Source organism: Aeromonas sp. 603079, assembly GCF_049172135.1.
In the GTDB taxonomy this organism is placed as follows: domain Bacteria; phylum Pseudomonadota; class Gammaproteobacteria; order Enterobacterales; family Aeromonadaceae; genus Aeromonas; species Aeromonas veronii.
Map to the genome: position 1 here is coordinate 43,092 of NZ_JAAKPX010000023.1, position 18,932 is coordinate 62,023.

The 18,932-nt window shown below is 57.7% G+C and carries 19 protein-coding genes; 6 read left to right on the plus strand and 13 right to left on the minus strand.

Annotation, left to right across the window (positions count from 1 at the left end):
* Nucleotides 1-50: 50 nt before the first annotated feature.
* On the minus strand, nucleotides 51-743 hold the full coding sequence (gene cmk / locus G5287_RS16685) for a (d)CMP kinase (protein ID WP_019444698.1): 693 nt from the start codon (nucleotides 741-743) through the stop codon (nucleotides 51-53).
* Nucleotides 744-990: 247 nt separating this feature from the next.
* On the opposite strand from cmk, the gene ribA reads away from it, so the two are divergent.
* Nucleotides 991-1,584: a GTP cyclohydrolase II gene (gene ribA / locus G5287_RS16690; protein WP_005337152.1), complete on the plus strand. Its 594-nt coding sequence runs from the start codon at nucleotides 991-993 to the stop codon at nucleotides 1,582-1,584.
* Nucleotides 1,585-1,665: 81 nt separating this feature from the next.
* Here ribA and G5287_RS16695 read toward each other — a convergent pair whose 3' ends face one another.
* Both G5287_RS16695 and G5287_RS16700 read right to left on the minus strand, forming a co-directional pair.
* A complete protein-coding gene (locus G5287_RS16695) occupies nucleotides 1,666-2,622 on the minus strand; it encodes a LysR substrate-binding domain-containing protein (RefSeq protein ID WP_421231577.1) in 957 nt (318 codons plus the stop codon).
* A gap of 63 nt (nucleotides 2,623-2,685) precedes the next feature.
* The gene (locus tag G5287_RS16700; protein ID WP_216978982.1) at nucleotides 2,686-3,561 is read right to left on the minus strand and encodes a LysR family transcriptional regulator; all 876 of its coding nucleotides are present in this window, start codon (nucleotides 3,559-3,561) and stop codon (nucleotides 2,686-2,688) included.
* A 95-nt stretch (nucleotides 3,562-3,656) separates the two neighbouring features.
* Here G5287_RS16700 and G5287_RS16705 point away from each other — a divergent pair, with 95 nt between their 5' ends.
* Entirely contained in the window at nucleotides 3,657-4,880 is a 1,224-nt protein-coding gene (locus tag G5287_RS16705) for an MFS transporter (RefSeq protein ID WP_021231402.1), read from the plus strand.
* 145 nt (nucleotides 4,881-5,025) lie between these two features.
* Here G5287_RS16705 and G5287_RS16710 read toward each other — a convergent pair whose 3' ends face one another.
* The 5 genes from G5287_RS16710 to G5287_RS16730 form a co-directional block, all read right to left on the minus strand.
* A complete protein-coding gene (locus G5287_RS16710) occupies nucleotides 5,026-5,580 on the minus strand; it encodes a VOC family protein (RefSeq protein ID WP_031227877.1) in 555 nt (184 codons plus the stop codon).
* Nucleotides 5,574-6,338, minus strand: a complete 765-nt coding sequence (locus G5287_RS16715; protein ID WP_216953387.1) for a DNA repair protein — start codon at nucleotides 6,336-6,338, stop codon at nucleotides 5,574-5,576. The genes G5287_RS16710 and G5287_RS16715 overlap by 7 nt, the downstream gene beginning before the upstream one ends.
* 192 nt (nucleotides 6,339-6,530) lie before the next feature.
* Nucleotides 6,531-7,256 (minus strand): oxygen-insensitive NADPH nitroreductase, encoded by a 726-nt coding sequence (gene nfsA / locus G5287_RS16720; RefSeq protein ID WP_216978983.1) that lies wholly within the window; start codon nucleotides 7,254-7,256, stop codon nucleotides 6,531-6,533.
* A gap of 71 nt (nucleotides 7,257-7,327) precedes the next feature.
* Complete coding sequence (locus G5287_RS16725; protein ID WP_216978984.1) at nucleotides 7,328-8,893, minus strand: AbgT family transporter; 1,566 nt, start codon at nucleotides 8,891-8,893, stop codon at nucleotides 7,328-7,330.
* A gap of 143 nt (nucleotides 8,894-9,036) precedes the next feature.
* Entirely contained in the window at nucleotides 9,037-10,989 is a 1,953-nt protein-coding gene (locus tag G5287_RS16730; RefSeq protein ID WP_216978985.1) for a putative bifunctional diguanylate cyclase/phosphodiesterase, read from the minus strand.
* Between the two features lie 833 nt (nucleotides 10,990-11,822).
* Between G5287_RS16730 and G5287_RS16735 the strand changes: the two genes are divergently transcribed.
* Genes G5287_RS16735 through G5287_RS16745 form a run of 3 tightly spaced genes read left to right on the plus strand, consistent with a single transcriptional unit; the run spans nucleotide 11,823 to nucleotide 14,278 of the window.
* Nucleotides 11,823-12,761, plus strand: a complete 939-nt coding sequence (locus G5287_RS16735) for a LysR family transcriptional regulator (protein WP_216978986.1) — start codon at nucleotides 11,823-11,825, stop codon at nucleotides 12,759-12,761.
* Between the two features lie 54 nt (nucleotides 12,762-12,815).
* Entirely contained in the window at nucleotides 12,816-13,838 is a 1,023-nt protein-coding gene (locus G5287_RS16740) for a response regulator (RefSeq protein ID WP_043823589.1), read from the plus strand.
* Between the two features lie 8 nt (nucleotides 13,839-13,846).
* The gene (locus tag G5287_RS16745) at nucleotides 13,847-14,278 is read left to right on the plus strand and encodes a PAS domain-containing protein (protein WP_005337175.1); all 432 of its coding nucleotides are present in this window, start codon (nucleotides 13,847-13,849) and stop codon (nucleotides 14,276-14,278) included.
* A gap of 89 nt (nucleotides 14,279-14,367) precedes the next feature.
* On the opposite strand, the gene ltaE is transcribed toward G5287_RS16745, so the two are convergent.
* The 3 genes from ltaE to G5287_RS16760 all read right to left on the minus strand — a co-directional run bounded on the left by ltaE (nucleotide 14,368) and on the right by G5287_RS16760 (nucleotide 16,696).
* On the minus strand, nucleotides 14,368-15,387 hold the full coding sequence (ltaE, locus tag G5287_RS16750; RefSeq protein WP_216953383.1) for a low-specificity L-threonine aldolase: 1,020 nt from the start codon (nucleotides 15,385-15,387) through the stop codon (nucleotides 14,368-14,370).
* A gap of 112 nt (nucleotides 15,388-15,499) precedes the next feature.
* Entirely contained in the window at nucleotides 15,500-16,201 is a 702-nt protein-coding gene (locus G5287_RS16755) for a short-chain dehydrogenase (RefSeq protein WP_216953382.1), read from the minus strand.
* An 87-nt stretch (nucleotides 16,202-16,288) separates the two neighbouring features.
* Nucleotides 16,289-16,696: a helix-turn-helix domain-containing protein gene (locus G5287_RS16760; RefSeq protein ID WP_033137628.1), complete on the minus strand. Its 408-nt coding sequence runs from the start codon at nucleotides 16,694-16,696 to the stop codon at nucleotides 16,289-16,291.
* Between the two features lie 149 nt (nucleotides 16,697-16,845).
* On the opposite strand from G5287_RS16760, the gene G5287_RS16765 reads away from it, so the two are divergent.
* On the plus strand, nucleotides 16,846-17,745 hold the full coding sequence (locus G5287_RS16765; RefSeq protein ID WP_421231578.1) for an aldo/keto reductase: 900 nt from the start codon (nucleotides 16,846-16,848) through the stop codon (nucleotides 17,743-17,745).
* Between the two features lie 71 nt (nucleotides 17,746-17,816).
* On the opposite strand, the gene G5287_RS16770 is transcribed toward G5287_RS16765, so the two are convergent.
* Nucleotides 17,817-18,098 (minus strand): RNA recognition motif domain-containing protein, encoded by a 282-nt coding sequence (locus tag G5287_RS16770; RefSeq protein WP_005337180.1) that lies wholly within the window; start codon nucleotides 18,096-18,098, stop codon nucleotides 17,817-17,819.
* Nucleotides 18,099-18,314: 216 nt separating this feature from the next.
* Nucleotides 18,315-18,857, minus strand: coding sequence for a hypothetical protein (locus G5287_RS16775; protein ID WP_227342565.1), 543 nt, complete (start codon nucleotides 18,855-18,857; stop codon nucleotides 18,315-18,317).
* Nucleotides 18,858-18,932 lie beyond the last annotated feature (75 nt).

Sequence of the window (18,932 nt, forward strand, 5' to 3'; positions counted from 1 at the left end):
CGGGGCTGTTTTAAATAATCTGCGCCATCCTTGGTGCAGACGACCGGATGTCAGCTTGCGCTGGCATCACCAAGTTGTTGCTCTGCATAGGCGAGTACTGTTGCCAGCACTTCATCTATGGTCATAGCGGTAGAGTCTACCACCAGAGCATCTTCTGCCGGTTTCAGGGGTGCAGTAGCGCGATTTCTGTCGCGATCGTCACGTTCCCGAATCTCGGTTAAAAGACGCTCAAAGTTAACATCAAAGCCCTTATCTTGCAACTGCTTATAGCGACGCTGGGCCCGTTCTTCGGCACTGGCGTCGAGGAAAATCTTCACCTCGGCCTCGGGGAAAACAACTGTGCCCATGTCACGACCGTCCGCAATCAGACCCGGGGCCTGACGAAATGCCCGCTGACGGCGCAGCAAGGCTTCGCGCACACGGGGGAAGGCGGCGATTTTACTGGCAGCATTACCCACTTCTTCGGTGCGGATGGTACGGGAGACATCTTCCCCTTCCAGGATCACCTTGACCAGATCGCCCTCAACCTGAAATTGCACATCCAGATTGGCGGCCAGCGGCACCAGTGAGGCTTCACTGTCCAGCTCTACATCGTGATGCAGGGCGGCCAGGGACAACACCCGATAGATGGCGCCCGAGTCCAGCAAGTGCCAACCCAGCTTCTCAGCAAGCAGCTGACACAAGGTGCCTTTACCTGCACCACTGGGGCCATCAATTGTCATTACGGGGGCCATCTGAGGCATAACTTCTCTCCTGCTCTGTGTTGCTCCCATCCCGAAGGGTGGGTTAATGGGCGCCGATTATACCCGAATGTGGTGAGCCTGGCAGTCATCAATCCGCACAAAGGGCCAAAACCCCGGCAGGCGACTGTGCTTGTATCTCATTTGGAGATTTCATTAAGCAATGCAGGGACTTGTTCTTATGGTCGTTCCTGACAAGGCGCGCTAAACTGGCCCCCTTTTTTGAGCCGTTAGTAGTAAGGAGCAACCTATGAGCAGCGTTACCCTCGTGGCCAAATCCAAATTGCCCACCCCTTGGGGCACCTTCACGCTGGTAGGTTTTCAGGAAACCGGCACAGGCAAAGATCATGCCGCACTGGTGATGGGCGACATTACCGGTGAAGAGCCCGTGCTGGGCCGGATCCACTCAGAGTGCCTGACCGGCGACGCCCTGTTCAGCCTGCGTTGTGACTGCGGTTTCCAGTTGCAGGCGGCCATGGAGAATATCGCCAAAGCCGGTCGTGGCGTGTTGCTGTATGTGCGTCAAGAGGGCCGAGGCATCGGCTTGCTCAACAAGATCCGCGCCTATCACCTGCAGGATCAGGGAGCCGATACCGTGGAAGCCAACGTGGCCCTTGGTTTCGCCGCCGATATGCGCGACTACACCATCTGCGCCGATATGCTCAAGCAGCTTGAGGTCAAGTCTCTCAAACTGATGACCAACAACCCGCGCAAGATGAAAGCGATGGAATCCTTCGGTATTCCGGTGGCCGAACGGGTACCGTTGCAGGAAGGGCGCAATCCCCACAACGAGTTCTATCTGTCGACCAAGGCCAACAAGCTGGATCATATGCTGAAGAAGTGAGCCTGAATTGACGAATGTCAGATTGTCAAACGCCTCCCATTGGGAGGCGTTTTTCTTGGGATGACCACACATCAACCCAAGCTATCTAAGTGGCACGGTCAAATTGGCCAGCATAGCTTCAAGCTCTTCGCCAGTGCGGGCAGCACAGTATTGTTCAACCCGCTCCCGGGTCAATTGCGGCGCGAGACGTCCAATCAGGTCATACAGATAGCCGCACAAAAACGCCCCTCTGCGCAACCCGATAGCGGCAACGCCACTAGGTAGCCAAGGCACCTGTTTGAGCAGCAGATCACCATCGCGCTGGGGCTCCCAGGCAAAAGTTGCCATCACTCCGATGCCCATCCCTTGTCTGACATAGGTCTTGAGCACATCGCTGTCGCTCGCACAGCAGGCGATCCGGCTCTCGGCATGAGCGCAATCAGAGCCATGAGTTGTGGAGAGAGCCCTTCCATCGGTCACCAATGCAAATTCCACCAGCTCGGCCGGGGTCAGCGATGTTGCTCTGGCCAATGGATGCTCCTTGGGCAGCACCAAGCCCCGTTGCCACTGAAAAGAGGGGAGCACAAGCAGATCGCTCCCATCCTCCTGTTCATCCGCCAGCAGCAGATCGGCAGCGCCATCATGCACGGCTGCTCGGCACTGCGCCGCACTCCCCTGCATCACCGTTACGGCCACTTTGGGAAAGCGGGCCATGAAACCCTTGAGGATGGCAGGCAGAATATAACGGGCCTGCAGATGAGTAGCGGCAATGGTGAGGGTTCCCTGCTCCGGATGCACATGCTGCCTGGCCATCACTTTGATGGTGGCGACCTTGTCGAGCACCTCGGCGGCTACTTTGATCACATCCCGACCTATGGGGGTGATCTGGGTCAAGTGTTTGCCGCTGCGCTCGAAGATCTGGATCCCCAGCTCATCCTCCAGCATCCGCACTTGTTTGCTGATCCCGGGCTGGGAGGTAAAGAGGCTCTCGGCGGTGGCCGACAGATTCAGCCTGTGGTTCGCCACCTCGACGATATAGCGCAATTGCTGCAATTTCATGGTGTAGCCCTCAAGCGAACCCACCGTTAATAGTAACAAACTTTCAGCAATGACCCGCCGCCATCAGGCCGGGCGCTCCTTGAGTAGAAAATCACGCAAGGCACGATTGGCCATGGAGAGCGGATCGCCACGCCGCCACGCCACACAGAGGTCGAGGTAGATGGGCGGGTCGAAGGGCACGCCACTCAGATCCGGCTCCTCTTCCAGCACCATTCGCAAGAAGGTGGTTACCGCAAAACCTTGCCGCACCACCGCCTTGAGCAAAGGGATCAGATTGCTCTCGAAGGCGATATCGGGCTCGACGCCGAGGCTCTGGGCCAGCGCCTCCATATGCTCGCGGTGGTAGAAACCGCGGCGAAACAACGCCAGCTCCTGAGCGAAAAACTGTGAGAGGGTGACGGCCGGTTCGCCGCGCAAGGGGTGATCATCCCCCACCACCATCAACATCTCTTCACTCAACAGATGTGCCCCCTCGATGGCGGGCGGCAGATCACTGGTGATGAGAATGGCCAGATCGAGGGAGCCATCCACCATCCGGCTGAGCAGCTCGCGGGTACCGGCCTCTTCGACCCGGATCTTGAGGCCGGGGTAGCGGTGCTTGAAGGCCATCAGACGAGGGGGGAAATAGTAGGAGCCCATCATATAGGGGATCCCGATCCGTACCTCCCCCCGCTCCAACCCCTTGAGCTCTGCCATCTCGGCCTCGGCCTGATGCATCTGCAGCAACAGACGCTCGGCATGGCGACAGAGCACCTCTCCCTCAGGGGTGAGCCGTACCGCCCGGTCCTGTCGATCAAACAGCCGCAGCTCGAGCTGCTGCTCCAGTTTGGCAATGGCCATGCTGATGGCCGGCTGTGCCACATGCAGACTGTTGGCTGCCTTGGTAAATGAGCTGGCATCCCTGACCGCCAGCAGATAGGTGAGCTGTTTCAGATCCATGTATCAATTCATCTTATGAGATGGATAACTTAAATATATTATATTTATAACTGCAAGGACTCTACCCTGACCAAAAGCAGTCAGGACAATACGCAATGATTGAAGTCGGAAGTCGCGAGTGGATACGTGCAACCCTGGCCCTCAGCCTGGGCTCTTTTCTGGTGTTTCTGAACCTCTACCAGACCCACCCCCTGTTACCCCTGATTGCCGAGGTCTTCTCGGTCAACTCCCTCTCGGCCAGCTGGACCTTGGCAGGATGCACAGCAGGCCTTGCCGCCTCCTTGCTGATCTGCGCCAGACTGGCGGATCGCCATGGCCGTCGGCAGGTCATGCTGGGTACACTCACCCTGGCGATCCTGCTCTCACTGTTGATCCCCCTGGTTGAGCAGTTTGGTTCACTGCTGTTGCTACGCATCCTGCAGGGTGCGCTGCTGGCCGGGTTACCAGCCACTGCGATTGCCTATATGGGGGAAGAGTTCAGTAAACGGGCGCTGCTCTCGGCGGTGGGGGTCTATATTGCCGCCAACTCCCTCGGTGGCATTGCCGGTCGGGTGGTCGGCGGCCTGCTGGCGGGCTGGTTTGGCGACTGGCAACATACCTTTCTGGGGATCGGTGTGATCAGCCTGTCACTGCTGCCGCTGGTCTTCTGGCTGCTGCCCCATCAGACCCGCTTTGTGGCGAGCGCCCCCGTTCGCGGCCAATTTGCTCGCGCCTTGCAGCAGCACCTGACCAATCCCTTGCTGGTAGGGGCTTACCTTATCGGGGGACTCAACTTTATGGTGTTTCTGAACCAGTTCAGTTATCTCACCTTCCTGCTGGCAAAGCCCCCATTCTCCTTGCCCACCCAGTGGCTCGGCATGCTGTTTCTCACCTATCTCTCGGGGACGGTGGCCTCCTCACTGAGCGGCCGCTTTGCCAACCGCTGGGGGGCACAACGCATGCTGCTGGTCGGGATCGCCCTGATGGCCCTCGGCAGTCTATGGCTACTGCAAGCTAGCCTGCTCGGGATCCTGAGTGGCTTGCTGATCTCCAGCTTCGGCTTTTTCCTGGCACACGCCTGCGCTAGTGCCTGGGTTGGTCATCATGTCGAACACAACCGCGCCCTCGCCTCCTCTCTCTATCTGGTAGCCTACTATCTGGGAGCCAGTCTGGGGGGACTTTACCTACACCCCTTCTGGGAGCAGGGCGAGCTGGGCGGTCTGGTCATGGGTATTGAACTGGTCCTCATCTTGACGGCCGGCTTGAGCCTCTGGCTCGGCCGTCTCAAGCAGCGAAGCCAATCGCCACTGCCCGCCCAGCAACCCCACCGACACGGGTAACAGGCTCAGCGCAAACAGGGTCACCCACGAGCAGATAGCGCTCTCGCAACCCAGCACCGCCAGATAGCAAAAGGGGTCACACCGGTGACCCCTTTTGCTGCGTTATTCAAGAGCCTGTCAGGCTCGCACCGCATAGAGCGCAGGATCACTCCTGATCGAAATAATCCGCAGGCACCGCGACCACAGCACCGGTCGCCACCTCTTCGGCGATCACCTCAGCCAGCGAGCGTAAGTGAAACTTGATCTGACCGGAGGGCAACATCAGGCCGATATCGGGGTTGCGGGTATCCTGCATATTGCCGGTTTTGAATGGCTGCTCGGGATAGCGCGCTACCAGATCCTGCAGTGAAGTAACCACCAGCTCGATATGTTCCAGTCCTGCCTGATGGATGCGCCCCGGTTTCGGCGCCGCCAGCTCGATACAGGGTACCTGCACCTCACCAGCCAGCAGTGGCTGATGCAACTGATAAGTGGCAATCGGGCGACCGCCGATCATCCCCTCCACCAGCAAGGAGCCCGCTTCAGCCAATACAGCACACAGCGCGCGGTACTCCTGCAAGGTCGCCGCCCGATAACAGAGGTGATCGACCGTTGGCTGGGAAAATGTGACGCCAGCAGCGGCCAGTTCGGTCAACAGCTGAGAAACAAATGGGGCCATTGGCCCCAGTGTGGAATCGAGTGGGTGGGACATGCTTACCATTTCTTCTTGGGTTGAAACAGGACATCGAGCTCGTCGGCTTCCTTGTCCTTGATGTTTTGCAGATCCTGCGCGCTGTTTTGCTGCTGCAGCTCTTCAAGCTCCTTGAGCCCCTGACGCATATCCTCTTCACGAGCCAACAGATAGGGATCCTTGTCGCCAATGCTGGCCATTGCCGACAACCCCTTGGTATAGAGCTGGCGGCAAGTACCATATTGGCCCTGAATGCGGGCATCCATCGCCCGCTTGACCAGATTCGAGATGTTGATTTTGAGCTGCATCAGCTCGAGACGACGATCTTCCTGAGCAAACCCCTGCGGATCAATTTTGCCCTTGTTGTGCTCGACACGCAGTACGGCACGTAGCTTTTTTACCAGCTGCAACATCTGGATCGCCTGACGATCAGACTCGGGGGTTTTGAAGTGCCCCTCATCCTGCGCACTGTAATTTTCCTGCACGTTCTTGATCTGGATCTGCACATCGGCGATGCGCTGCTTGATCTGGTTGTTGGGCATCACCTGGGCGATGGCGCGATAGGCATCAAGGATCCGGTGCTGCAACAGCAACACCATGTTTTTGGAGAAAGGCACCAGATTGACGTTCAGCAGTACCTCTTCGGTCTCGTCGGCTACCGTCTTGTGTCTGGCAACGGCGTGACGCTTTTCAGCCTCCGCCTTCTGCTTATATTGCTGTACCACGTTATAGGCGATAACCAAAAACAGGAGCGCGCCGATAGACAGCAATACCAAAGTTAAAATCATAGGATGTCCAAACCCCTGTCCCAATCCAATTGCGTGATCCTACAACAGCTTATCTACTTAAGGTAGCCTGTAGATCCCCCCTTGCCCACGATTTGTCGCCAAGCTGTATACCCGGTCTCAGGGAAAGATTTCAGGATCACGGGAAAATGACCATGGTGGTCATCACTCCCATAGTATCGCCCATCAGCGCCATTACTTGAGGTTAAAGCCCTGCGATTGCAGGAATCCCAGCATGAAAGGGCGGGACTCCTTGCCCAGAATGGCGCGGATCTGGCTACTCCAGGTCTGCTGTTTGTTGTTGCTGCTGCGGGCCTGATAGTAGTCCGCGATCTGCTGATCGTACCGGGCCAGCAGGTCGCGATCCAGCTCGTGCTGGTAGCGCTCCTGATGCACCACCAATCCCCTGGGCAGGCGGGGTTTCTGCTCCGGCTGCTGAGCAGGGTGGCCAAGGCAGAGGCCAAACAGCGGGATCACCTGATGGGGCAAGCCCAGTAGCTCGCTCACCTCGGCAGGATGGTTGCGAATGCCGCCGATATAGACCCCGCCCAGTCCCAACGACTGCGCCGCCAGCAGGGCATTTTGCGCCATCAGGGCGCCGTCAATGGCACCGATCAACAACTGCTCCGCATAACCGGTCTGGGCCTCGGGCACGATCTGGCTGTGACGATGGTAATCGGCGCAGAACACCAGAAACTCGGCCGCCTGCACCACATAGGGTTGATTGCCCGCCAGCATGGCCAGCTGCTGACGCGCCTCGGGTTCACTGACTCGCACAATACTGGTCACCTGCAAAAAGCTCGAGGTCGAGGCGGACTGGGCGGCGGCGAGAATGACATCCAGCTGCTGCGGGGCGATCGGCTCGGCAGTGAACTGACGAATGGAGCGATGGGAAAGGATAAGATCGATGGTCTGATTCATGGCACCTCCAAAATGAGGTAACACCATAGCGAAAAAAACGAGGGAGCCCAAGGCTCCCTCGCACACCCAGCTTAAGGGGCCGGATAGACGTAAGGGGCTTGCAACCCGAGCGGGAAGCCGAGCGCCCAGTAGAGCAGCAGGAAAATCGTCCAGCTCACCAGGAAGGCCAGCGAGTAGGGCAGCATCATGGAGACCAGAGTGCCAATCCCGGTGCTCTTCACATACTGCTGGCAATAGACCACCACCAGCGGGAAGAAGACCATCAGCGGGGTGATGATATTGGAAGCAGAATCCCCGACCCGATAGGCCGCCTGGGTCAGCTCGGGGGAGATCCCCACCGCCATCAACATGGGTACCAGGATCGGGCTGATCAGCGCCCACTTGGCGGAGGCCGAGCCGACTACCAGATTGACGCTGGCTGTGAGCAGGATCATCCCGACGATAGTCACCTCACCGGGCAGCGCCAGCGCATGGAGCACTTCGGCACCGGAAAGGGCCAGCAGGGTGCCCAGATTGGAGTCACCAAACGCCTTGATGAAGAGCGCGCAGAAGAAAGCCATCACCATGTAGGAGCCCATCTTGTTCATGGTGGCCGACATGGCATCGATCACATCCTTGCCGCTCTTGAAGCTGCCTGCGACAAAGCCGTAGACAATCCCGGGCAGGATAAAGAGCAGGAAGATGAGCGGCACTATGGACTTCATCACGGGGGCAGCGAAGGTGGTCAGGGAGCCATCGGCAGCACGCAGCGGGGAATCGTTCGGGGAGAGCGCCAGCGCCAGCAGCACGATAGCCGCCAGCATGGCAAACCCGGCCCAGTTGAAGGCTCGGCTCTCTTGCGCGCTGTAGCGCCCCATCTCGTCGGCACTCTCCAGATCCTCGTTAAGCGCCACATGCTTGAGGCGCGGCTCCACCACCTTTTCGGTAATGAACCAGCCGACGCAGATGATCAGCAGCGAAGAGGCTCCGGTAAAGATGATGTTGCAAAGGGTGTTGACCATGTAGTCAGGATCGAGCAACTGAGCGGCGGACTGGGTAAAGCCCTGCAGCAACGCATCCCCGCCGGAGGGCAGGAAGTTGGCGGCAAAACCGCCGGAGACACCGGCAAAGGCGGCGGCGATCCCCGCCAGCGGATGGCGTCCGGCAGCGTGGAAGATGATGCCACCGATGGGGATCACCAGCACATAGCCCGCATCTGCAGCGGTGTGGCTGACGATCGCTACCAGGATCAGCATGGGAGTGAGAAAACGGGCAGGCGTCACTTTGAGCAACTTTTTCAGACCGGTATTGATAAAACCGGACTGCTCGGCCACCCCGACCCCCAGCATGGCCACCAGCACGATGCCCAGCGGGGCAAAGCCGGTGAAAGTGGTCACCATGGTGGAGAGAAACTCGGCCAGACCGGCACCGGTCAGCAGGTTGTTGACCACTACCGCCTCCCCGGTACGGGGGTTGACCAGATCAAACTGGAATTGTGACAACACCCAGGAGCCGACCCAGACGATCAGCAAGGCGTAGAGGAACAGCATGGCGGGGTCGGGTAATTTGTTCCCGGCTTTCTCGACGCCATTGAGGAAACGGTTCAGCCAACCTTTGGGAGGGCTGGCCGGACGGTCATTGACAGCAGCATGACTCATTATTGCGATACTCCTTTCCCTAGAAACGAGGTCGCATGCTAGCAATTCCAGCCAATCCGTCTCATGACCGATCGCAAAAGAATGATTAATTTTGATTAAATATTGCGGAATAAAATTCCAAGTTGTGGCCTAACGCACACTTGTTACTCTGCCATCACGGCATCTAACAGTGGATAACGCCCAACCTGACACTCCACCACGAAACCGCTTGCCTCGACTTGTGCCACCGTCAGCGGCTTGCTGAACAGATATCCCTGGAACACATGGCACCCCTGGGTCTGCAGTGCGGCCAGTTCGTGAGGCTCCTCCACCCCTTCCGCCATGATCCCCAACCCCAGATTGGTGGCCATGGCGGCGGTCGCCCGGATCACCGGCAGGTTGAGGCCGACCACGAAAGAGCGATCCAGCTTGATCGTATCGATGGGCAGGCGATTGAGATAGGCAAGGGATGAGTAGCCGGTACCAAAATCGTCGATGGCAATCTTGATCCCCAGTTCACTCAAGTCATCGAGAATATCGAGGCACCCCTTCATATCCAGCATAAGCACGGTTTCGGTCAGTTCCAGCGTCAACAGGGAAGCATCCACTCCGTGCAGAGCCAGCTGCTGGCGCACTTGCCCGGGCAGTGCCGACGAGAGCTGGAAACCGGAGAGGTTGACGGAGACTGGCACCCGGTGATGGAGGCGCTTCTTCCAACTGGCCATCTGGGCAAGTGCGGTAGAGAGCACCCAGCTGCCGATCTCGCGGATCAGCCCCATCTCTTCGGCCAATGGGATAAATTCCACTGGCGAGACATGGCCAAGCACCGGGTTATACCAACGCAGCAGCGCCTCGTAACCGATCAGACGCCGTTTGGCGACATCGACCTGTGGCTGGTAACAGAGGCTCAGCTCCTGACGACCGATAGCCTTGGCCAGAAACTGCTTAAGATTGAGCTTGCGCTGCAGGGTCTGCTGCATGCTGGGGGTAAAACGCTGCCAGCGCAGCCGCCCCATCTGCTTGGCCTGATACATGGCCATATCGGCGCGGGTGATGAGGTTATCACCATCGTCCGCATCATCGGGATAGATGGCAATGCCGATACTGCCGCCGATGGTTACCTCCGGCAGACCGCTCAGTTGCAGCGGCTTGGTCATCTGGGAGAGCATCTGATCGGCCACATCCTGGGCTCGTTCACTCTGGTTTCCCAAGGGAACCAACGCGGTAAACTCGTCCCCGCCAAGACGGGCCAGCTCAACATCGCGGGGGCAAATCTGTTTGAGGCGACCGGCAACCCGCTCCAGCAAGCGGTCTCCCGCCTTATGGCCGTAGTTGTCGTTGACCAGCTTGAAGTTGTCCAGATCCATGAATACCAGCGCGAAACGCTCCCCCAGCCCGCAATAGGCCTCGAGAGATTTCATCAAGCCATAACGGTTGAGCAGGCCGGTCAGGGAGTCATGCCAGGCGAGGTGGCGATGCTCCAGCTCCTCGAGTTTGCGATCGGTAATATCGCGCATGGTGAGCAGGATCCGTGCTCCTTGCTGGATATAGCGGAACTGATACTGGAACCAGCGCATCCCCTTGAGGGTTCGGCACTCCCCTTCGGTCACTACTTCATCGAGTCGGGAGAGCTTCTGGTAAAAACTGTCGTCACTACCGGAAAAAACCTGGGAGAGCGTGGCGATCCGGTGACCGAAACACATCTCGAAGTGATAGTTGCCGCTTTCGAACGCGCCATTGCTATCGAACAGGCAGGCCAGGGTATCACCGGTTGCCAGCGAGGACTCCTGATAGAGGGTATCGGAGTCGAGCACCGCCTCGGTCATCATCATCAGACGGCCAGCCAGCTGAATGCCGGAGAGGCGTAGATAGATCTGCTTCTTGACCCCCTTTGGGGAGATAGTCCACCACTCGTTGTAACTTCGCCCCTGCTGAAAATCACCGAGGTAGCGTTGCAACAACAGCGCTATGGCTGTGGCCATATCAGCCGAAAAATCCCTGGAACAGAGCTCGTCAAGGGAGGTGGCCTCCCAGAGAGGAAGTGCTGCGCGGTTTGCCCAGAAAATATGGTGATGTTCGATGTCATATACCCAGATAGGGGTATGCAGAACATCCATTGTCTTCAGTAACCGTTCGTCAAGCGTATTCATCTGGTCAAAATCATTCATGCTGGATGGTCACTGGTGAACCGGAAAACAAATGGGCAAACCGCCGTATGCAGAATGCAAGGTGACAACACCTCTCGGCCACTATTTCTCGCGATGGCCAAAAGCAGATAACTGATTTCAGAAATCAACAACAGGAGAGCCAATCCAGCCACAGAAAAAAGGACTCAGCCAATACTCCTGTCAATCAGAACAAATCCCTCGTTCGTTTTTAACTTTTTTTCCCAGCAAAAACAAGCACTAAGAATTGCACTCTGGATACTTCAAAAAACATTTTTACGATTCACAACAAACACTTATTTACTGACAAAAAAGTCAACTAAAAAAAGTGCCGGCATTTCCCTCGTAAAACTTTCATTTATTAACCAGCGCGTTGAATAAACAGACAAAAAAGAGCAAAACCGGCCCCAAATAGCGACTTAACAAGGAACTTAAATACCTCAAAACCGAATATCTACCTTCACCAGACCGGCATGATGAATATGCGACTGTCATCACATTCACATCGCCGAAAAAAAGAACTGCTCTTGACCAGCGCGATCCTCTTTTTTCCTGAGGATGGGTCGTATTGTAGTCATACCATGTCGCCTCTCTCTCTTGAGCTAACGGGTGACATCTCGCAACAATGACTGTGGCGCAGAAAATAATCCTCATTCGAGAACAATTGAAAATTTAAACTGGTATCAGTAGAAATCGAATCCAGATCAATTAAACGCTGAATTACCCTTGCCAAGCGATAAGGCTCTTTTTATGGTTGCCCCCTTGTTACACCCAGAACAGCGTTTATGAAGCACATCGAAGAGTTCTACCTGTTCGTCAAGGTGGTGCAAGAGGGAGGATTCTCCCATGCTGCAGCCGCACTGGGCATGCCAACAGGCACCATCAGTCGACGCATTTCCCAGCTGGAAGAGCAACTGGGTTGCTCCCTGCTACATCGCTCTACCCGTAAACTCCGTCTTACCGATGAAGGGCTCAGATACTACGAGCGTCTCTGCACACCGCTTGCACAAATCGAGCAGGCCACCAGCGAGATCCGGGGTAAAGAAGCAGACATCACCGGGCTTATCCGGATAGCCGCGCCGATCGCGCTCTCCAACACCATCCTCATCGATATGCTGGCCGAATTCGGGCTGCACTATCCCGAGGTACAGTTCGATATCACCCAGACCAATGATCACCAGCACCTGTTCGACAATGATCGGGATCTGGTGTTCTTCAACGGTGAGCTGCCCCAGTCGCTGCCCAATGCGATCTGTCTCGGTCATATCGAGTACGGCCTGTTTGCCTCGCCACTCTATCTGACCAAGAAGGGAACCCCCTCCCACCCCAGCCAGCTGGAAGAACATGATCTCATCTACTGCTGGCCACACCAGCACTGGCAACTGACCGACAAGGATGGCCAAAACATCTGCATCAAACGCAGCGCCAAACTGACCGTCAACCAGACTCAGGCCGCCGTGCGCGCAGCCCGGCGTCATCTGGGGATAGTCAACGCCCCGCTGCACTATCTGAGCAGCTTCCTCCATGACGAGCAGCTGGTACCGGTACTGACCGACTGGCAGACCGGCAATCGCCCCTTCTACATGTTGTGTTGCCAGCACCAATTCGCCCCGTTGCGTGTTAAGATGTTCGCTGAATTTGTTGAGAAATACTCCGCACGCTATCGTAACCGGCAATGGGATAACCAATTTTCACAGGGTGACAACCTCCCACATTGCATCTGACTGTTAGCGGGCCACACTTATAGCAATCCTTGCCAACAGAGCCTGCCTAACGCCATGAATGTATTGATATGTGATGACTCCGGGTTCGCCCGCAAACAGCTGGCACGAGCGCTACCGGCTGACTGGAAAGTCGATTTGCACTATGCGGCGAATGGCCTTGAAGGGATCGAACAGGTGCTGATGGGCCATGGGGATCTCATCTTTCTCGATCTGACCATGCCGGAAATGGACGGTTACGGCGTGCTGGAGACCCTCCAACGGGAGGGTCTACGCAACAAGGTGATCGTGGTCTCCGGGGATATCCAACCAGAGGCCTATCAACGGGTCATGGGGCTAGGGGCGCTCGATTTCATCAAGAAACCTGCCGCCCCAGAAACCCTGCTCGCCCTGCTCAAAAAGCATGATTTCTGGAGTGCCACCCCGAGCGGTCAACCAAGCGCCCCCGAGCAGCAGCCAAACGGAGTGGTAGCCGATGCAGGCGTCAAGATCACCCCCGAAATCCGCGATGTCTATCAGGAGCTGGCCAACGTCTCCATGGGTCAGGCCGCCGACTTGCTGGCTCGTCTGCTCAACGCCTTCGTGGTACTGCCCATCCCCAACGTCAACGTGCTGGAAGTATCAGAGTTGCATATGGCCCTCTCGGCCGCTGCGGATTCAGATACCCTCTCCGCCGTCTGTCAGGGGTTTATCGGAGCTGGGATCGCCGGTGAAGCGCTGATCCTGTTCCATGACTCCAGCTTCAAAGATTTGGCCAAGCTGATGAACCATCAGGGGACGCTGGATCGCACCGCCGAACTGGAGCTGTTGATGGATACCGCCAACGTGCTGATCGGCGCCTTCCTACGCGGCTACGCCAACCAGCTCGACACCCCCTTCAGTCAGGGGCACCCGGTGGTGCTCGGCCAGCACAGACCCATCAACGAGCTGATCAACACCAACAAGAGTCGCTGGCGCCGCACGCTCGCCATCGAGATCAACTACCGGATCCAGGATTACGCGGTGCAGTGTGATCTGCTGCTGCTGTTTACCGAAGATTCCATCGCCACCATGAACAACAAAATCATGCACATGCTCTAGGAGTGACTATGGAAATCCGTGAATTTCATTGGCTGATGAACATAGTCCAGAACCTGGACGTAGGCCTGGTAGTGCTCGACAAGGAGTACAAGGTACAGGTGTGGAACGGCTTTATGGAGAGCCACAGCGGCCGACTGGCCAGTGACGTGCGCGATGGCGTACTGTTCGAGCTCTTCCCCGATGTGGACAGAGCCTGGTTCGAGCGCAAGGCCAACATGGTCTTCAAGCTCAACAACCGCGCCTTCAGCACCTGGGAGCAGAAGCCCTATCTGCTACGTTTCTCCAACTATCGCCCCATTACCGGCTCGGCCCCCCATATGTTCCAGAACCTGACGCTGGTGCCACTGGCCGATTTCGGCGGTCAGGTGACCCACATCGCGGTGATGATCTACGACGCTACCGATGAGGCCATGCTGATGAGCGGCCAGCGGCAGGCTTGAGCTTGCAGCAAATAACAGAGGGCGCCGCGGCGCCCTCTTTTATTTCGGTATGAACAGGTCTCGGTATAACCTCTACCTCACCAGCCGTCTCAACGCGCCCCGAGATACTCGGTGAAGGCGTCGATCACCTCTTCAATATCGTCATCGTTGATTTGCAGATGGGTCACCAACCGCAGCTCGCCGTAACCGGAGAAGAGGATCCCCCTCTCCTTCATAAAAGCGAGCAGAGGGGCTGATTCCCCCTCACGCAGCCGCAGGAACACCATATTGCTCTGCACCAGCGAGAGGTCGAGCTCGATGCCCGGCAGTGCAGCCAACCCTTCGGCCAGCCGTTTGGCACGGCGGTGATCATCGGCCAGGCGGGTCACGTGCTGCTCGAGGGCAAACAGACCGGCTTGCGCCAGAATCCCCGCCTGACGCATGCCGCCCCCCAGCATCTTGCGCAGTCGGCGCGCACGGGCGATGAAGTCGTGTCTGCCCACCAGCAGCGAGCCCACCGGTGCGCCCAACCCCTTGGAGAGACAAATCGAGATGCTATCAAATGGAGCGGCGATCACCTCGACCGGGGTCTCGCTGGCCACGGCGGCGTTAAAAAGCCGGGCGCCATCGAGATGAAGCTTCAAGCCGCGCTCGGCAACGAATGCCCCCATCTCCTGCAGATAGGAGAGCGGCAGCACCTTGCCGTTGTGGGTGTTCTCAAGGCAGATCAGGCGAGTCTGGACGAAGTGGGCATCATCAGGGGCCAGCGCAGCCCTGATATCATCGAATGCCAGTGTGCCATCGCGCTGCATCGGCAAGGGTTGCAGGGCTACGGAGCCCAGCACGGCACTCCCCTGCGCTTCATAGCGATAGATGTGAGCGGCGTTGCCGAGGATGGCCCCCTCACCGCGCTGACAGTGGCTCATCACCGCCAACAGATTGGACATGGTGCCGGACGGCACAAACAGCGCCGCCTGTTTGCCCAGCAATCTGGCCCCAAAGGCCTCCAGCGCGTTGACGCCCGGATCTTCACCATAGACATCGTCACCGACTTCGGCGTGGAGCATGGCTTGACGCATGGCGTCAGTAGGCTGGGTGACGGTGTCACTTCGTAAATCGATATAGCGCATGAGATCCCTCCTGAAACAGGAGAGTGACGTTAGCCATGCGCCCCTCGCTTGGCAAGGGGCGCATGAGCAGAATGTGAAGCCAATAGACGTCCGTAGAACCCGCAGGCGGGATTTACCAAGGCAGCGGCTGACCGTTCAGATCCAGTAGCTGTCCCGATTGAGTCAATGATAACCCCTTGATGAGATTGAGCAGTTTCACCGCCACCTCGGCAGGATCCAGCAATTGATCCGCGGGCAACTCGCTCAGAAAGGGGGTATTCATCGGGGAGTCCATCAAGCCGGGCGCAACGGCCACCACCCCTGCTTGCGGGAAACGCTGCGTCCACTCAAGGGCCAGGGTTTTCACCCCCATGTCGAGGGCCGCTTTGCTCATCCGGTAGCTGTAACGTCCCCCCTCCAGATTGGCGGTGATGGAGCCCGCCAGATCGGAGATGGCGCAGAGCCACAGCGGATGGTCATTGCCCATCAACCGGCTGAAACGGGCAGCCAGCGCCAGTGTTGGCCAGGCATTGGCCAGCAGGCTGTCGCACAGCCACTTGGGGTGCACCTCTTCGACCCGCCGCTCCGGCATAAAGCTGACATCGTGCAACACGCCGATGGTATTGATCACAACGGTGGGAAGCGGATCGCAATCGTAGAGGGTAAACAAGGCATCGAACGAGATGGCATCGACATCTGGCAGCGGGAAGAAGTCCTCCATCTCGATCCCTTTGGGATAGTTGCGCCCGGCCAGCAGGAATGACTCCCCCCTTGCCATCAGCTCTCTTGCCAGCGCCGAGCCCAGCGCACCACTTCCGAGGATCAAGTAGCTCATCGCCCATTCCATGGAGACTTATCTTGCTTAGAGCGTATCAGAATAATCAACCGGCCGTGACACGACCAAAGGGTAATATGCTCCTCATCACGCTTCCCCCAGATGGCGGCCAAACTCCCGCGCCAGCGCCAAGTCGAGAAAACCGTCCGCTTTCTTGTGGGTGCGCAAAAACTGGTAGTAGGCGAGCAGGGTGACCAGCGCCTCCTCATCGGGCAGCCCCACCCCGGGTTGCTGCTCGCCCAGCAGTTGCTGCGCCGCAGCCAGCGCCTCCCTGTCCACCACTTCCGCCTGACGGTAGAGATAACCGCATCCGGTCGCCAGCCACTCCAGCGAGCAGTTGGCCCCCATGGCGATCTGGTTGGCCCGCGCCAGGCCAGGCTCGGCCCCCTTCAAATATTTGCGGATCAGCGCTTCACTGAGCCCCACCTTGCGGGCAAAGGCGCTCACGCTCATCTCCCCGATCAGGCTCTGCAAGCGCTCGGCAAATCCTTCCATCCAATTATCTCCCCAACTCTCTTCGGTCAGAACCAAAGTTCGAATCATGCCACTGTCCATTATTGCTTTGCCAGCCACATGGGGCCAAGATGCCCGCAGTCATCCATGTTGCACATCGTTTTCGCATCGCGTTTTTAAAGGAGTCAACCATGTCTGTATCCCGTGTCGCCCTGCATCCGCAAGGCCCCACCTTCTCTCGCCTCATCATGGGTTACTGGCGCCTGATGGAGTGGCAGCTCTCTCCGGCCGCTCTGCTCGATCTGATGAAATATCATCTGGATCTGGGGGTCACCACCATCGATCACGCCGATATCTATGGTGGCTACCAGTGCGAAGAGGCCTTTGGTCACGCCCTACGCCTCGAGCCTTCCCTGCGCAGCCGGATGGAGATCGTCACCAAGTGCGGTATCGCCCTCACCGCCAAGCCGGAGCATGCTCTCAACCACTACAACACCGGCAAGGACCATATCATCGCCAGCGCCGAGGCCTCGCTGCGCAAGCTCGGCACCGACCATCTGGACCTGCTGCTGATCCACCGCCCGGATCCCCTGATGAACGCCGATGATGTGGCCGACGCCTTTATCACCCTGAAACAGGCGGGTAAGATCAAGCACGCCGGGGTATCCAACTTCACCGCCCGTCAGTTCGAGCTACTGCAATCGCGCCTCCCCTTCCCGCTAGTCACCAACCAGCTGGAGATCTCGCCGCTTCATCAGGAAGGGACCCTCGATGGTACCCTGGATCAGTGCCAGCAGCTTGGCATCAAGCCGATGGCCTGGTCATGTCTCGGCGGCGGCCGACTGTTCAGCGATGAGGCCTATGCCCCGCTGCGTGCCGAACTGGAGCAGATCCGTCAGGAAGTGGGCGCCCAGACTATCGAGCATGTGGTCTACGCTTGGGTAATGATGCTGCCAAGCCAGCCGCTGCCATTGATTGGCTCCGGCAAGCGGGAGCGGATTGCCGCCGCCGTGGCCGCCGAATCCATCGAGCTTAACCGCCAGCAGTGGTTCCGCATCCGCAAGGCGGCACTCGGTTACGACGTCCCCTGATCACAGCAAAACATTCAGAAACAAAAACGGCATGGGGGAAACCCATGCCGTTTTTTTATTGCCGAGGTACCTTAGCGGTGGCGCTGTTGCGGGCGACCACGGGGAGCATCTGTCTTCGGTTTGGCCTGGTTGACGGTGATGGTACGGCCACCGACTTCTGTGCCATGCAGACCAGCGATGGCCTTTTCGGCATCACCATTGACCGGCATTTCAATAAAACCAAACCCCTTTGACTGGCCGGTATCGCGGTCGATGATGATATCAACCTTGTCGACCTGTCCAAACTGGCTGAACAGGGTTTTCAGTTCGTCGGCCGTCATCCGGTACGACAGATTTCCTACGTAAATCTTCATGCCATCCACTCTCGATTCAAGGTGCCTTCTCTATGCAATTCCCAGCATAACGGTAAGGGCACAACCCCTATGCCGGACCTGCCATGGCTTCATGCCGTGGCCTTCTCCACACTGTCGTCAAGTGATTGATCTCTTGGGTTAACAGTGCAGACAAGATCAATTCGAGTCACTGGCAGTATCTGAGCTTTGCCGGGAATTGTCGAGAAAATAGTCGACTCAGGCCGATTGCAGATCTGACAACCGTTGCGCCAGCCTCCGGCGACCGTGCCAGGCCCGTTTAAAGCCGAAGCGATAGACAGACGGGCTCACCAGATGGAGCTCCCCCGCCTTGAGATCCAGTAAGGCCATGGCCGCCGCCAGCTCCTCTTCACTCAGTTGCAGATCGAGGCTGAAGTCGAGCCACTGGCCGTCGTGGCCCACTCGCCGCTCCCGTTCAAGCGCCACCAGCGTGCTGCGGGGCAGTGCCAGCGCCTCATCCTTGTTGCCATTGAGCAGATAGATATGCTGTTCATCCCACCCCAGCTCCGCCAGGCGCCAGGGCTGCCAGCTGCGGGGCAGCGACACCATGATCCCGGTGATGCCACCAAAGACCACACCCACCCAGTTGAGCAGCGCCATGGCGCCCCAGCCATCCCACAAGGAGGCCACCACCACGCTCCAACTCACCAGCAACAGCAGAAAAATGACGCAGCGATAGCGAACCGCTGGCGGCATCAACAGCTGCACCTGCGAACCGGCAAGCAAGGATGTAATACGCATGAAAAGCTCCTGTCATCACGAAATGGCGCCATTGTGAATAGCCATCAGGATGCTGACAAGGGGGTTTTCTTTGTC

What these genes read in the sequence shown, in the direction of transcription:
- cmk (WP_019444698.1), bottom strand. Translation starts at nt 743, where the DNA reads ATGCCTCAGATGGCCCCCGTAATGACAATTGATGGCCCCAGTGGTGCA.
- ribA (WP_005337152.1), top strand. Translation starts at nt 991, where the DNA reads ATGAGCAGCGTTACCCTCGTGGCCAAATCCAAATTGCCCACCCCTTGG.
- G5287_RS16695 (WP_421231577.1), bottom strand. Translation starts at nt 2,622, where the DNA reads ATGAAATTGCAGCAATTGCGCTATATCGTCGAGGTGGCGAACCACAGG.
- G5287_RS16700 (WP_216978982.1), bottom strand. Translation starts at nt 3,561, where the DNA reads ATGGATCTGAAACAGCTCACCTATCTGCTGGCGGTCAGGGATGCCAGC.
- G5287_RS16705 (WP_021231402.1), top strand. Translation starts at nt 3,657, where the DNA reads ATGATTGAAGTCGGAAGTCGCGAGTGGATACGTGCAACCCTGGCCCTC.
- G5287_RS16710 (WP_031227877.1), bottom strand. Translation starts at nt 5,580, where the DNA reads ATGGTAAGCATGTCCCACCCACTCGATTCCACACTGGGGCCAATGGCC.
- G5287_RS16715 (WP_216953387.1), bottom strand. Translation starts at nt 6,338, where the DNA reads ATGATTTTAACTTTGGTATTGCTGTCTATCGGCGCGCTCCTGTTTTTG.
- nfsA (WP_216978983.1), bottom strand. Translation starts at nt 7,256, where the DNA reads ATGAATCAGACCATCGATCTTATCCTTTCCCATCGCTCCATTCGTCAG.
- G5287_RS16725 (WP_216978984.1), bottom strand. Translation starts at nt 8,893, where the DNA reads ATGAGTCATGCTGCTGTCAATGACCGTCCGGCCAGCCCTCCCAAAGGT.
- G5287_RS16730 (WP_216978985.1), bottom strand. Translation starts at nt 10,989, where the DNA reads ATGGATGTTCTGCATACCCCTATCTGGGTATATGACATCGAACATCAC.
- G5287_RS16735 (WP_216978986.1), top strand. Translation starts at nt 11,823, where the DNA reads ATGAAGCACATCGAAGAGTTCTACCTGTTCGTCAAGGTGGTGCAAGAG.
- G5287_RS16740 (WP_043823589.1), top strand. Translation starts at nt 12,816, where the DNA reads ATGAATGTATTGATATGTGATGACTCCGGGTTCGCCCGCAAACAGCTG.
- G5287_RS16745 (WP_005337175.1), top strand. Translation starts at nt 13,847, where the DNA reads ATGGAAATCCGTGAATTTCATTGGCTGATGAACATAGTCCAGAACCTG.
- ltaE (WP_216953383.1), bottom strand. Translation starts at nt 15,387, where the DNA reads ATGCGCTATATCGATTTACGAAGTGACACCGTCACCCAGCCTACTGAC.
- G5287_RS16755 (WP_216953382.1), bottom strand. Translation starts at nt 16,201, where the DNA reads ATGAGCTACTTGATCCTCGGAAGTGGTGCGCTGGGCTCGGCGCTGGCA.
- G5287_RS16760 (WP_033137628.1), bottom strand. Translation starts at nt 16,696, where the DNA reads ATGGAAGGATTTGCCGAGCGCTTGCAGAGCCTGATCGGGGAGATGAGC.
- G5287_RS16765 (WP_421231578.1), top strand. Translation starts at nt 16,846, where the DNA reads ATGTCTGTATCCCGTGTCGCCCTGCATCCGCAAGGCCCCACCTTCTCT.
- G5287_RS16770 (WP_005337180.1), bottom strand. Translation starts at nt 18,098, where the DNA reads ATGAAGATTTACGTAGGAAATCTGTCGTACCGGATGACGGCCGACGAA.
- G5287_RS16775 (WP_227342565.1), bottom strand. Translation starts at nt 18,857, where the DNA reads ATGCGTATTACATCCTTGCTTGCCGGTTCGCAGGTGCAGCTGTTGATG.